This is a genomic window from Streptomyces sp. NBC_01775 (genome assembly GCF_035917675.1).
GTDB lineage: Bacteria > Actinomycetota > Actinomycetes > Streptomycetales > Streptomycetaceae > Streptomyces.
The window spans coordinates 9013369-9025971 of record NZ_CP109104.1 but is presented as its reverse complement, the minus strand read 5'-3'; the positions used below and the strand labels follow the sequence as shown (position 1 = coordinate 9025971).

17 protein-coding genes and 1 pseudogene are annotated in these 12603 nt (G+C 69.7%); 4 read left to right on the top strand and 14 right to left on the bottom strand.

Going from position 1 to position 12603, the window contains the following annotated elements:
- Positions 1 to 235: 235 nt before the first annotated feature.
- From tpg to OHB04_RS40045, 3 genes are all read right to left on the bottom strand, one after another.
- Positions 236 to 805, bottom strand: a complete 570-nt coding sequence (gene tpg, locus OHB04_RS40055; protein WP_326809362.1) for a telomere-protecting terminal protein Tpg — start codon at positions 803 to 805, stop codon at positions 236 to 238.
- Complete coding sequence (locus OHB04_RS40050) at positions 802 to 1092, bottom strand: hypothetical protein (RefSeq protein WP_326692530.1); 291 nt, start codon at positions 1090 to 1092, stop codon at positions 802 to 804. The genes tpg and OHB04_RS40050 overlap by 4 nt, the downstream gene beginning before the upstream one ends.
- 98 nt (positions 1093 to 1190) lie before the next feature.
- Positions 1191 to 1760, bottom strand: coding sequence for a TetR/AcrR family transcriptional regulator (locus OHB04_RS40045; RefSeq protein WP_326692529.1), 570 nt, complete (start codon positions 1758 to 1760; stop codon positions 1191 to 1193).
- Positions 1761 to 1844: 84 nt separating this feature from the next.
- Here OHB04_RS40045 and OHB04_RS40040 point away from each other — a divergent pair, with 84 nt between their 5' ends.
- Both OHB04_RS40040 and OHB04_RS40035 read left to right on the top strand, forming a co-directional pair.
- Complete coding sequence (locus OHB04_RS40040; protein WP_326809361.1) at positions 1845 to 2789, top strand: NADP-dependent oxidoreductase; 945 nt, start codon at positions 1845 to 1847, stop codon at positions 2787 to 2789.
- Positions 2790 to 2961: 172 nt separating this feature from the next.
- Positions 2962 to 3702 carry an SDR family oxidoreductase gene (locus tag OHB04_RS40035; RefSeq protein WP_326692528.1) on the top strand — a complete coding sequence of 247 codons (741 nt, stop codon included), beginning with the start codon at positions 2962 to 2964 and terminating at the stop codon, positions 3700 to 3702.
- Positions 3703 to 3783: 81 nt separating this feature from the next.
- Here the strand turns inward: OHB04_RS40035 and OHB04_RS40030 are convergent, their stop codons facing one another.
- The 8 genes and pseudogenes from OHB04_RS40030 to OHB04_RS39995 all read right to left on the bottom strand — a co-directional run bounded on the left by OHB04_RS40030 (position 3784) and on the right by OHB04_RS39995 (position 8893).
- Positions 3784 to 3951: a hypothetical protein gene (locus OHB04_RS40030; protein WP_326692527.1), complete on the bottom strand. Its 168-nt coding sequence runs from the start codon at positions 3949 to 3951 to the stop codon at positions 3784 to 3786.
- Between the two features lie 370 nt (positions 3952 to 4321).
- Positions 4322 to 4504, bottom strand: a pseudogene (locus OHB04_RS40025) (peptidase inhibitor family I36 protein); the annotation flags it as partial.
- A gap of 16 nt (positions 4505 to 4520) precedes the next feature.
- On the bottom strand, positions 4521 to 5042 hold the full coding sequence (locus OHB04_RS40020; protein ID WP_326692526.1) for a hypothetical protein: 522 nt from the start codon (positions 5040 to 5042) through the stop codon (positions 4521 to 4523).
- 34 nt (positions 5043 to 5076) lie between these two features.
- Positions 5077 to 5601 carry a hypothetical protein gene (locus OHB04_RS40015; protein ID WP_326692525.1) on the bottom strand — a complete coding sequence of 175 codons (525 nt, stop codon included), beginning with the start codon at positions 5599 to 5601 and terminating at the stop codon, positions 5077 to 5079.
- Positions 5602 to 6889: 1288 nt separating this feature from the next.
- Complete coding sequence (locus tag OHB04_RS40010) at positions 6890 to 7081, bottom strand: hypothetical protein (protein ID WP_326809360.1); 192 nt, start codon at positions 7079 to 7081, stop codon at positions 6890 to 6892.
- 39 nt (positions 7082 to 7120) lie between these two features.
- Positions 7121 to 7321, bottom strand: a complete 201-nt coding sequence (locus OHB04_RS40005) for a hypothetical protein (protein ID WP_326809359.1) — start codon at positions 7319 to 7321, stop codon at positions 7121 to 7123.
- Positions 7322 to 7956: 635 nt separating this feature from the next.
- Positions 7957 to 8361 (bottom strand): amidase family protein, encoded by a 405-nt coding sequence (locus tag OHB04_RS40000; RefSeq protein ID WP_326692522.1) that lies wholly within the window; start codon positions 8359 to 8361, stop codon positions 7957 to 7959.
- Positions 8309 to 8893 (bottom strand): amidase family protein, encoded by a 585-nt coding sequence (locus OHB04_RS39995; RefSeq protein ID WP_326692521.1) that lies wholly within the window; start codon positions 8891 to 8893, stop codon positions 8309 to 8311. The genes OHB04_RS40000 and OHB04_RS39995 overlap by 53 nt, the downstream gene beginning before the upstream one ends.
- Before the next feature lie 389 nt (positions 8894 to 9282).
- Between OHB04_RS39995 and OHB04_RS39990 the strand changes: the two genes are divergently transcribed.
- On the top strand, positions 9283 to 9933 hold the full coding sequence (locus OHB04_RS39990; RefSeq protein ID WP_326692520.1) for a LysR family transcriptional regulator substrate-binding protein: 651 nt from the start codon (positions 9283 to 9285) through the stop codon (positions 9931 to 9933).
- Between the two features lie 274 nt (positions 9934 to 10207).
- Complete coding sequence (locus OHB04_RS39985; RefSeq protein ID WP_326809358.1) at positions 10208 to 10891, top strand: PepSY domain-containing protein; 684 nt, start codon at positions 10208 to 10210, stop codon at positions 10889 to 10891.
- A gap of 165 nt (positions 10892 to 11056) precedes the next feature.
- Here OHB04_RS39985 and OHB04_RS39980 read toward each other — a convergent pair whose 3' ends face one another.
- The 3 genes from OHB04_RS39980 to OHB04_RS39970 all read right to left on the bottom strand — a co-directional run bounded on the left by OHB04_RS39980 (position 11057) and on the right by OHB04_RS39970 (position 12516).
- Complete coding sequence (locus OHB04_RS39980) at positions 11057 to 11674, bottom strand: TOPRIM nucleotidyl transferase/hydrolase domain-containing protein (RefSeq protein ID WP_326809357.1); 618 nt, start codon at positions 11672 to 11674, stop codon at positions 11057 to 11059.
- A 282-nt stretch (positions 11675 to 11956) separates the two neighbouring features.
- Positions 11957 to 12250 (bottom strand): hypothetical protein, encoded by a 294-nt coding sequence (locus tag OHB04_RS39975; protein ID WP_326692517.1) that lies wholly within the window; start codon positions 12248 to 12250, stop codon positions 11957 to 11959.
- Positions 12247 to 12516 (bottom strand): hypothetical protein, encoded by a 270-nt coding sequence (locus OHB04_RS39970; RefSeq protein ID WP_326692516.1) that lies wholly within the window; start codon positions 12514 to 12516, stop codon positions 12247 to 12249. The genes OHB04_RS39975 and OHB04_RS39970 overlap by 4 nt, the downstream gene beginning before the upstream one ends.
- Between the last annotated feature and the right edge of the window lie 87 nt (positions 12517 to 12603).

Sequence of the window (12603 nt, the reverse complement as noted above, 5' to 3'; positions counted from 1 at the left end):
CCTGCACGACAGCTGGTGCAGGGATCAAGGCCTTCATGCCACCAGGACATCCGGGCTGCCCCACGGACACTTCCCCTCCCACGGACACTTTCCGTGGAACTCGGCAGGTGAGAGAGCCGGCCGCTACCCTGTCCGCCAGTTCACACGCTCAGCCCCGCCAAGTCCTCCGCTCAGCCGCCACCTGATGAGGCGCCAAGTCTCACGGGCTGGCCGGTGCTGGGCACCTCGCCCCCTTTCAGAAGTCGATGTCCATGTAGTCGATGTCTTTGATGGTGGCGTCCAGGCCATGGGCGCGGCGGCCGTTGTCGCGGAAGTAGTGGTAGGTGAGGGCCTCGGAGAGCCTGTCCTCCATCTGCTGTGCGGTGGCGCCGCTCTGGTAGGCGTCGAGGATTCCTCGGGCGGTGGCGGGCGGGATGTGCTGGGTGATCAGGCACATCCGGGCCTCGTCGGTGGTGCCGCCGGGGGCGTCGTAGCCGAAGCTGGCATAGGACTCGATGGTGAAGCCGTTGTTCTTGGCGTGGTCGATTGCCCGGCGTTGGAGGCCGGGCTGCCAGCGGGCGCGCAGCTCGTCCTCCAGGCGGGCGGCGAGGCCGGGTTTGCGGGGGGTTTTGATCTCGCCCTTCGTGTAGCGCTCCACGGTGCGCCGCGCGATGCCGAGCAGGCCGGCGGCGGCGCGGGTACTGCCGCCCAGGTGTTCGACCAGGTGCCGCATGCGGACCGGGGCGCCCTTGGGCAGGGGCTGGGTGGCCGCGTGCTGGGCGGCCCGGTTGAGGCCTCGGTGATCGGGTCGGCCACGGGCCCTCACTCCCCTTCCGCGACGGCGTCGTTCCCGTCGCCCTTGATGTAGTTGGCCGGGTTCCCGCCGGAATCCAGCAACTCGGCCGCCCACAGGAAGGGGCGGGTGCCCTCGTGCTTGACCTGGCCGGGAACCGGGCCGAGAGGGAAGGTGCCCCGGGCGGGCTTCCCGTCGACCAGGGGCAGCAGATCCAGCGGGGACGGGCCCGGGGAGGGGTAGACGACGCAGTCGTTGAGGATGCCGAGCGGGTAGTGGCCGAGCTTGGCCATGGCCGTCAGACGGCGGTGCATCCACATCCGGGCGGTGGTGCAGCGAGGAGCGCCCCTTCGCTCCGACTGATTGTGGGCTCCGCGGGTGCGGGCAGCGGGAGCGGGTCTGTGCCGAGAGCCTGCCGTCAGCACAAGGCGCTGGCCGCTTGCACTTCGGTGAGTGTCCGCCGCGCGAGTTCAGCGAAGTCGTCGCGGTTGGCCGTGTCCCTCCAGCGCTCGTAGGCGATCTTCCAGGCGAGCGCGCCCAGTTCGGCGGCTACGCGTGAGGTCAGGTCGGGAACGCCGCGGCGCTTGAGTGCGTCGATCATCGATGCGATGAGGCCGAGTTCCTTCAGTGCCTCGCGTTCACGCAATTCCGGGTTGGCGGCGATCACTGCCGACCTCCGGGCGCTGAATTCGCGACGATCGGAGGTGAAGGCTTCTCTGCCGATCGCGTCCAGGGCATGCGCTACTGCTTCGAGAGGGCTGGCCCCGGCTGGTGCCGTGTCGATCCCGTCGACGAGCAGTCCGGTCATCGCACCCCCGCCGAAGAGCACCTCTCGCTTGTCCGGGAAGTGCCGGAAGAAGGTGCTCTTCGTCAGCCCGGCGCGCTCTGTGATCTCGATGACCGTCGTGTTCTCGTAGCCCCGTTCCTCGAACAGTTCAAGGGCGGCGACGAGCAGTCGCTCGGGTGCGTGGGGTTGCCAGCGGGCCATGGGGGACATCTTACGGGACTTGGTGCCGTCACTCATGTACGGTGATGGGACCAAGTCCCGTCACTTCGTCTGCTGGAGGTACTCATGAGCCGGGCTGTTGTCTACGAGACATTCGGTGATCCCGAAGTACTGGAGCTGCGGGAGGTTCCGGAACCCCATGCCGGGCCGGGCGAGGTCCGCGTCCATGTCACGGCCGCCGGTCTGAATCCCATGGACTGGGGCATTGCCTCGCAGCCCGAGGTCGCGGCCCGGTTCGGCATCAGCCTGCCGTCCGGCTTCGGGTACGACTTTGCCGGGATCATCGACGAGGTCGGCGCCCACGCCACGGGTTTCGCTGTAGGTGACCGTGTCTACGGCGGCGCGCAGGGCAGGGCCGCTGCCGATTTCGTGGTGGTCAAGACGCCCACCGAGGCGACCGAGCCGCTCTGGCGCACGCCGGAGGGCATCAGCGACGAGGTGGCGGCCACGCTTCCGGTAGCCGGCATGACCGCCGCCGCCGCGTTGGCCGCGATCGACCTGCGATCCGGCGACACCGTCCTGGTCGGCGGCGCCGCGGGCGGCGTGGGCGTGTTCGCCATACAGCTCGCGAAGCTCGCCGGCGCCAGAGTGATCGGGACCGCCGCGCAGGGCACGTTCGAGTTCCTGCGCCAGTTCGGTGCCGAGCCCGTGGCCTACGGCCCCGGACTGGCAGACCGGGTACGGACCCTGGCTCCGGAGGGCGTGACCGCGGCAACCGACCTGTTCGGCATCGAAACGGCCGAGGCCGCGCTCGCGCTCGGCGTGCCGCCCGAGCGGATCTCCACGATCGCCGCGGGGCCCAATCCTCCCGGCGGCGTTCGCGCGACCGGTGGTTTCGACGCGAGCCTGGACGCCATGGAGCGGATCAGCGACGCGATCCTCGCCGGCGCAATCACCGTACCGATCGCCGCGACCTTCCCGATCGGGCAGATCCGCGATGCCGTGACACTGCAAGCCGGACGTCACGTCCACGGCAAGGTCGTGATCAGGCTGCGGCCAGGTCTTCACTGAACACCACGCCACGCTCCACCCGCCGGGAGCGAGTGCCCGCAACACGTTCGCCGCCCTCTTCGGCGGGACCTGCCGGCGCCGTGCTCGCACGTCGCACTCGACGCCGTCCGGCCAAGGGCGGCCCGCCGGGGCGAGAACCATCACGCTATTCCACAGACAGGAGATATTCGACATGGACAGATATGAAGGCAAGAAGGTCGTCATCACAGGAGGCAGCAGTGGCTTGGGCCTGGCCACCGCCCGGTCACTCGTGGACGAAGGCGCGCGCGTCCTGATCACCGGGCGCGACCAGGACAAGCTGAGTGCCGCCCGTGGCCAACTCGGCGAGAACGCGATCGCGGTCCGCAGCGACGCGGCGTCACTGCCTCACATCGATGCGCTGGCCGACCGGATAAAGGCCGAGTTCGGCACGGTCGACGCCCTGTTCGCCAATGCCGGTGTCACCGGCTCCGCACCGTTCGAGGCAACGAGTGAGGAGTTGTACGACCAACTGCTGACCACTAACGCCAAGGGACCGTACTTCACCGTGCAGAAGCTCGCTCCGCTGCTGGCAGAGGGCAGCGGGGTGGTGCTCACGACCTCGGCCGTCAACGTGCTGGGCCTGCCGATGCTCAGCGCGTACGCGGCCAGCAAGGCGGCACTACGCTCGATGACCCGCAGCCTGGCCCGTGAACTTCTCCCGCGAAAAATTCGTGTCAACGCGGTCAGCCCCGGCCCGATCGACACCAGGATCATGGACAAGTCAATGCTCCGGCAGCCGGCCGAGGAGACGAAGGAGCTTGTCGCGCAGATCCCCATGCTGCGACTGGGGACCCCGTCCGAAGTGACCAAGGCTGCGCTCTTTCTCGCGTTTGACGCCACCTACACCACCGGCACCGAACTCGCCGTGGACGGCGGTGGCACTCAGCTCTGACACCCAACACCAACGAAGACCGTGGTCGCGGACCCGGCCCAGCACCGGACCAGTGGAGTCTCCGGCCTGCCGGGACGCGGTTCACCGTGCACCGTCCGGTGTCCAGCGCAGGGTCATGTCGGGCAGGCGCTCCATGTTCCGGTGACCGTCGCTGGTGTCGAGGACCGTGAAGCCGTGGAGCTGGTAGAACGCGCGGGCATCGGTGTTCTGCTGGGGCACTGCGCCGCGAAGGGGGTGTTGTGCCGGCACCTGCGTCTCCCACGGTTACAGCCGATGACGACATGGGTGTCGGCGTGCTTCGCGAGCGCAGGGTGGCTGTCGTCGTCGGGTCCGGAAGGAGGTCCAGCGGGGGTGTCCGTGCACTTGTCGGGCCCGCCGGGCGGTCGCAACCTCGCGGCAGTACGGTACTCGAAGGGGAACCGGACGACCCCGAGGGGGAGACCGCTCGCGGCGGCCTGCCCCTCGGGGTCAGCCGCGGTCGTTGCGGTTGATCCTGAGTGAGTCCGGTCGTTGAGGTGGTAGCCGCGCAGGTCGTGGACAGAGCCGCCGCTGCGGGTGAGACACACCGGCCCGCGAAATTCCTCTTCTCGTAGACGCGGGCGGTTCGTTCGCTGATGTTGCGGATGGAGCTGCCGCGGTCCCGGATCGCGGAGGGAAGGTCCTTGACGCTGCCGTCAGCCCGCTGCGCCCACGGCTGCCCGCCGAAGTTGGCCTCTGGGCAGATGCAGACGTATCCGTTCGGGCAGTCGATGCCGGCCGCCCGCACTTGGTCGTGCTGCGGGGCCGCGGTCGCGCCGGCCATGCACCGTCGGCCCAGTTCACGGTGTGCGGAACAGTGCCCAGGTGGCGCCGGGTGGTGTCCGGGCGCCTTGCAGATGGGTGTTGACCTCTCCGGTGCGCTTGTCAACGGTGATGGTGAACCACGCTTTCCAGTTCTCCGACTCGTCGCACGGCCACCCCACCTTCGGCAAACACGACCGGGTCTGGAGATGCCCCTCATAGCGGGCGTAGCGGTTCCACTGGTTCTCACCGGTCTCGGTGGTGGTCAGCGAGTTCTGCTTGAGGGTGACGCCGAGGTTGCTCCCGGTGGCGTTGATCTCGACGTCGGAGTTGGTCTTCCAGTCCTCCGGCGCCTTGTCGGGGCAGACCAGGACATTCATGTCCCACTGCGCGATCCGGTAACGTCCGACGAGTGATCCCGGGTACCACGTGACCTGTTCGCGCTCACAACGTGGAGCCGCCGCTCCCGTCGTGGATGCCGATGCCTGGCTGGTGGCGGTCCCGGCGGCAAGCAGGGCGCACAAGGCCGCACCCAAGGTGGCCAATCGGATGGTTCTCATGAGCGTCCTTTCTGTGGCTGGGGCGAGGACGGTGCTACGGCGTGCTGTGCAGGGAGAGGCCGGGCGGCAGCATCGAGTGAGAGACCCGGTTTATCTGCACGGCCCCCGTGGCCTTGGTGACCGTCACGGTGAAGAAGAGGTGCTCCCGGTACGTCCGGCCGCAGGGCCACTCCACGAACGGGATGCAGGTCTTCACCACGAAGTCGCCGTCATAGGTCGCGGACTTGGTCTGCGCGTCCTCGTCCGTCTGCAGGGCCTGCACCTTGGCCGAGTCGATGAAGATCCCGTTGGACTGACCGACCTTGTTCGTCTCCCACTTCGCCACCGTTGACCAGTCGGCGGGGTCTTGTGACAGGCAGGCGGTGACGCTGTAGTCAAGCTCGCCATACCGCCAGTGGGGAGGGGTTGAGTCCCCCGGGTAACGCTTGAGGTGTTCGGCCTTGCATGGCGTCTTCGTCACCGCGGCGGGTGAGGCGGCGGCGGCCGGAAGCGCCGTGGTCCCGCCCACCCCGAGCGCTATGAGCGCGGCAAGGAGCGGCGGAAGGCATCTGCTGCCCATTACTTCCTCCTCATACAGAGTGAGAGTGGCTGTGCGTGGCTGTGCGTGGCTGTGCGCCGGCAGGCCGATCAACGGCTGCCGGAGGCTGCCGGTGCGAACGCCGGTGCAGGGTGACGCGCCGGGACCGCGCCTGGCTTCGGGAAGCCGGCGGCCATTCGGGCCCCGGGTCGGAACACAGCGTCCTGGCACGTGTTCGACCTGCGCAATGACGTGGGGCTGTCCCGGACAGCACGCCGTCGTCCGAGCTGCTCACAAGTTTGTCCCGGCCTTGCTCAGCTCCTGTCCGGGACAACTCACGCGTCAGATGAGAGTGAGGAGTCCGGTCACCGGCCTTGCCAGGCCGCGGGTGGAGGTATGCAAGCCGACGGGCCAAGCCCCGGGTGCTCGGAGCTGTCTGGACCGGACCTGGCGCTGTCCGGTGATCGCGCCGGCCGCGGCTGCTCGACTGGAGGGTTGTCCTCGCCGAGCTGCACCACGACGGCACCGTGGTCCCCGCAAGCGGCCTCTCCTGGAGCGCCGAGGGCTGCACCGGGGAGATCTCACCTGGTCTCCTGGCCCGTGGCTGTCCGCTCAAGGTGCTCATACCCTCCCCCTTCGTTCCGCCTGGACGGCGTGTTCTCACCGTGCCGAAGTGGGATTGGGAAGAACCTGCAGCAGACCTTGAATCGGAATGTGGAGCACAGGCACGGTCCTGGCATGTGCGCCGTGCGGGATGGACCCGGCGCGGACGCGCCGTGGGGGACGGATCCGGACGCGTGTACGGCGCTGTGCTGCTCGGTGCCGGCTACGAACTGGGCTGGGCATCACCGTCGCTGCTGCCGACATCACGCCGCTCGACGGCCCGAACTACAGCGCCGTCCCGACTGAGGGCGAGGTCGCCGCCCGCCAGGCCGGCCGTGTGGACGTGGGGCGTGGGATGAGGCGCCCCAGTAGTACGTACACCGGCGGGACTGCCGGCAAGCCCGCGGCGGACGGAAGCCGACGCCTGGTCATCGTCCAGGACGCCTCGGAGGTGCTGACGGCGTTGGACGCGGCGCGGATGTGCGACGTGCTCCGACCCGGCCGGGCACTGCCGGCGCCCCGCGGCCAGCCCGTCGTCCTGCCCCTGCCGTCTCGACCACGCCGAGGGCCGTAACTTCTCGCACCCCGTGCGGGCAAGTTCTCGTGAAAAGCGGCATCAGGCTGTCTGACCAGCGGTATTCAGGAGGGCGAGCGGATTTTCGCGAGAGTTGCGCCGCTAACCCCGCGCTCCCCCACTCTTCTCACGGCTTCCGGAAACCACGCCCCATCAACCACCTTCACCGTGTGGAGAGTTCACCTCATGCACATCAGATTCGACGTCCTGGCCCTCCTGCTCACCGTCCTGCTGGGCTGTGTCCTCGCGGCCTACCTCGTCCACCAGCACCCGGCCGCCGGCCCGGCTGTGCTCACCGCGATCGGGGAGCAGTGCGCCCTGCCTGGTGGTGCGCACTTCTGCCACGGCGGGGTGCACACCACCTCGCGGGGATTCGGGAAGTACCTATTGGCCCGCGTTGCGCTTCTCGATCCGCAGGTAGGCGTCGTGCACAGCGGGGGCGAAGAGCCCGGCGACGAAAGCGATTGGGCCGCCGTAGAGCAGAGGGAGACGGACACTCGAAATCCAGTCTCCGATTGCGAGAACCGCAAGGACATCGACATAGCAGAACAGGAACAGCGCCCCCGCTCCGACCTTCCACATCATCGGCTACCCCTTCCTCTCGCAGCACCCCGGTTGTTGTGCGCCCGGAAGTCGTCGGTTCCGCCCTCGTAGGACTTGCCGTCGCTGTCGGCCGGCGCGGTGGTTCCATCGGATTTCCGCCCTACGCACCGGATGAGCCGCTCAAGTTGGTGCCCGCCCGGATGGTCGACCAGGGACATCGCTCCTGGTGACCGCCCCGTGCTTCCCGGCGAAGTCCTCGGCGGCCCTCATCTGCCCCAAGCCGGGTTGCGGTTCGGACGGGCCGCGCGGCGCCGATGCGGCGGCGGGGCCGGCCCCCACAACAGAGCAAGCATCAAGGCCAGTACCAGGCCTGGTGCAGAGGGCAGGACCGCGCCGCCTCCCGCCGGATCAGCCCTGTTCTGAGGGCTCCTGCTCATCTGCACCATCTCCGTGGACGACGTTCACGCGGCCGACGTGCAACGGGCAGTTTCCCACCATCTCCCCGCTCCCCACCCTGGAATGCACGTCTTTCTGCCGACGGGCGCAGTTTCACCGGCCGCCCGGCTCTTCTACCGCCGCCAACACCGGCAACAGCGCGGTGCCGCCCAAGGCCGGTGAAGGTCAGAGTCATCCGGCCGCAGTTGAGGGGGTGGGTGCCCGCTGTCACCTGACGGTGGTCAGAAGACGGGCCGGCGGCCACGGACGGGGCTGACCTCTTCCAGCCGTTCCGCGAGGTCGAGGAGGAGGGAGTCGGTCCACCAGCGGCTCACCAACTGCACGCCGAGGGGCAGGCCGTCACTCGTGGCACCGAAGGGGAGGGCGAGGGCGGGCAGGCCGGTCAGGTTGAACGGCACGGTCGCACGCATCACCGCGCGCGCGGGCAGGGTTACGCCGTTCACCTCGAGTCGGCTGAGGCCGTGGGGTGGTGCGGGGAAGGGTGTCACGGGGCACAGCAGGATGTCGTGGTCCGCGAACCACCCGGCGCATCGCGCGCGCAATCGCTCCACTTCGTGTTCGGCGGCGACGTAGTCAGCCACCGTGGTCTCGGCGGACTCCAGGGCTGCCGTGATGACCGGATGCACCTCCGTCTCGCGGCCGGAGGTGGCGGCGCGCAGGGCAGGCCGTACCTCGGGCGGGGAACAGTGTCGCCGACAGCAGCGTGCAGTCCCGGTCGGAGAGCCATGGAAAGTCACTCTCTTGGACATCGTGCCCGAGGTCGGCCAGAGTCGTGGCCGCCGCGGCGACCGTGGCGGCGACCTCCTGGTCGACGGTGCCGAATGCCCCGGTGGTCCAGCCGATCCGCAGCCGCCCCGCGCCGCGGGTGGGCTGCGCGGCGGGCGGTACCACGGTGTAGGGGTCAAAGCCGTCGGCTCCTTCCATGAGGGACAGCGCCAGGCGCAGGTCGCGCACGCTGCGGACCATGGGGCCGGCGTGCCACCAACGGCGCGGTACGCAGGGAAGTGGCCGGTCATCGGCACCCTGCCATGGGGCGGACTTGATCGAGGCGATCCCGGTGTCGGCGGCGGGCCCGCGCACGGAGATGGCGACATCGCTCCCGATGCCGAGAGGCGAGAGCCCGCTTGCGATGGCCGCTTCGCATCCTGTCGGACGCATCCGAATCGCTCGACGCATCCGCGCGCGAAGTCCTCGACGCACTCCTCACCGATGATGTGATCAGCACCAGCGTCCCGCAGGTCGGAGACGGCCCTCAATGCCGTCGCCTGCGACTTCGGCACGACGATGGTCGGCTCCGCCGAACACGCCGCGTTCTTCGCCTTCGTGGCCCAGCGGCGCCGGCAGGATCCCGCCGGCCGGGGAGGATGTCTCGACCCAGGCCGCGGAAGACGCGTTCGCGAAACGCCTCGCGCACCTCGCCGGCCAGGGCCGGCGCCGCTGTACGACGGGCACGATCAACACTGGTCGCCGGGAGCCGGGTCAGCCGGGCCGACCAGATCGAAGCCGCGGCACAGTACATGGCAGGCGGCGGGCTGTCCCGTGTGGTCGTGGCCGCGGCCCAGACCACCATCACCGAGGTGGTCGCGCCGTTCGTCGCGACGCTGGGCCCCGACGATCCCTTCGTCTCGGTGCGCGAGGTACCCGCGGACCGGATCCGCGCCACTGTGAGCGATGACGCCGACCTCGGTCTCGGCGCGGGTCCGGCCGACGACCCGACGCTGGCATGGCGTCCACTGACGGACGTACCCCTGCGCGCCTACGTCGCCCCCACCCACCGGTGGGCCACCCACGGGCGGCGCAGCATCACGATCGCCGAGTTGGTCACCGAACACCTGCTGCTGCTGACCCGGGAGCACCCGGCGCGAGCCGTCCTCGACCAGGCGGTGTCCCAGGCCGACCTGACCTACGCCCATGTGACGGAAAGCAGCAACGCCCTGATGAGCGAGGCGCTCGCGGTAGGCGATTTCGGCGTCGGCATCACCACTGACCTGCCCCGGTTCGGCGGCTGTCCCCTGCTGATCGACACCGTCGAGCGGACCACCTTGAGCCTGCAACTGCACGTCTGCTGGACTCCGCAGCACTACGCGGCGGGGGCACTCACCGCGCATCCGCGCCCGGGAGCACAACGCGCCGGCCGGTACGGGCGAGCGCCTCCCCCTCCCCCAGAGCACGCGTGGCACCTGCCACATCACCCATAGGCGGCCTTCGCGGCGCCAATTGGCCACCTCGCACGGACGGCGCGACTCATCGGCCCGAAAGGGCCGCGCTCGCCACTCTCCGGCCGGGGGCCGGGCCCGCCACCGACCGGCGGGCCCGGCTCCTTCGCCCGTTCCCGGGGCCGGAACCTGAAGAGGGCTTCAGGACTTCAGGCTGTGTTCAGGATCCGTTCCGCACTGTGGTGCATGTCGGAAGGGCACGACAGGCCCCCGCCGGCAGAACGGAAGCCGCAACACCACCCGGAGGAACGTCCCCATGAAGGCCACCGCCAAGCGCACGCTCACCCCCCGCGCCGCCGTCCTCGCCACAGCCGCCGCCGTCGCACTGATCGGCAGCACCGGTGCCGCGACCGCCTTCGCGGACGACGACGCCCCCGCCCCGCACTCCTCGGTCCAGCTCCCCCAGAACCAGCGCCACCTCGACGACACCGCCAAGGACCGCGCCCAGGTCAAGGCCGACAAGATCAGCCAGTCCGAGGCCACCACCAAGGCCCTCAAGGCCGCCCCCGGCACCGCCACCTCCGCCGAGCTCGACAACGCCGACCGCAACGGCTCCCTCATCTGGGAGGTCGACGTCCTGGGCAAGGACCACAAGAACCACGACATCACCATCGACGCCGGCAACGGCAAGGTCCTCAACAAGCACACCGACCGCGACGACGACGCCGCCCAGGACGCCGCCGAGACCCAGGCCCACCTCAAGGCCGACAAGACCGGCCACGACAAGGCCACCGCCAAGGCCCTCAAGACCGTCCCCGGCACCGTCACCGCCTACAGCCTCGACGACAACGACCGCGACGGCTCCACCGTCTGGGAGGTCGACGTCCTCGGCAAGGACCACAAGAACCACGACATCACCATCGACGCCGCCAACGGCAAGGTCCAGAGCCAGCACATCGACCACGACGACCAGGACGACAACGACGGCGACGACGACTGACCAGGCACCAGACACCAGGCACCAGGCACCGGGCCACGCGCCTGAAGCCCCCGAGAGAGAGCCCGCAGGGGCCGCGTCCGCCACCATCCGGCGGACGCGGCCCCTTTCGCCCGCTCCGGGACCTTCAGCGCCCGGAGTGGCCGTGGCCGCGCTTTCCCGCGCCGGTCACAGGCTCGCGAGGAGGCCGTCGAGCGGAACCGGTACCTGCCCGGGGCCGAGAGCCTCGACGAGGAGACGGCCGTAGCGGATCTTCCGGCCCTTCTTCGTGCCGAGGAAGCGCCGCAGCTGCTGCTGCCGGGACCGGCCGTGGTGTGCCGGCTGGCGCACGAACGTCTGCCAGGCTCGCAGATCGCCCCCGTCCCGGACGACCTCCTCGACCCGTGCCGTTCCCAGCGCGCGGATCAGCTCGTCCTCCAGATCCGCCACGCACACGAAGAAGCCCCGATGCGGCACCCGGGCCCGCTCCCAGCCGCGGTCGTAGAAGCGCTGCTCGCCCTCGTCGCACAGCCCTGCCAGGCGCAGCCCGAGACCGGGCGGCCCGAGCAGACCGGCGTAGCGGCCGACGCTCATCGCCCCGCCCATCGGCACCACGCACACCCCTTCAGCGGCCAGATCCCGGCCACGCCGTGCAGCCAGCGCCTCAACGGCTGCGAGATCACTCAGCCCTTCCAACAGCACCGCGGTCCGCACCCCCAAGCGCACAGCCAGATCACCCACCGCCTCGCCGGGACCACCGGCCGCCCACCCACAGACCGCGCCCCGGAACACCTCCATGTCCGCCATGCAGCGAGTCTGTACCCCCACCGACCCGTACGTGCGCAATATTCGACGGCCCCACTCCACGCACCCAGCCCCTCGCCGCGTACGCCCACGCCGCATCGGACGCGGACCATCGGGACAGCAGGCGCGCGGACTTCGGGTTCTGCGAGCGGCGATTCACATGCGCTGGGCTTGAGCGGCCGGCTCCCGGCCCGGCGGCCAGCGGCTCGCACTTGAAGTGGCCCGAGGGGACGGTCGTCCCACCCGCCCCGCTCCGATCCGCCCACCGCTGCGACGGGGGGGATCTCAGCCCAGCCACAGCAGGTCTGTCACGCGGATCTCTCGCAACCCGGGATAGCGGCTGTAGCTGATCAGGACCGGCATGCCGCGCACGTCGCAGTTGTAGCGGCCATCGCCCATCGGCAGGCCCGGCAGCGGCTTTTGCGCCTCCGTTGCGGCGCCCGCCTCGATGGCCAGGGCCCGGATGAAGCGCACCAGTTGGTCGTGCAGCTCCGCCTCGCCGCCGGCGCGCATCGCCTTCAAGGTGTGCGCGGCGTCCTCGGACAGCTGCGCCGTCCAGCCACGCCGAGGTGAACTCACTCCCCGGCCAGTTCGGGCAGGGCTACCAGACGACGCCCCTCATCGGCGTCCGCGAGGCGCTGTGTGCGGCCCGGCCTGCCGTCGAACAAGGCTTCCATCCACCATTTCCGGAGCGTGCTGTCGAGGTCCTCACCGACTTCGGCCGGACCGACCTCGCGGTAGAACGCCATACGCTTCGGCGCGGAAAGAGCCCCGGCGACTGCGTCGATAGTGCACGGCATTCCCCGGACCCGCGGATCGGAGTGGTCTTCTGGCTGCGCGCTCACCCGCACCTCCTTCGCGGCCTCACGTCGGTCACCCTCGACCGTACCGGTAACCGGGCCCGCCGCACGAGATCGTCCGGGAAAACGCCG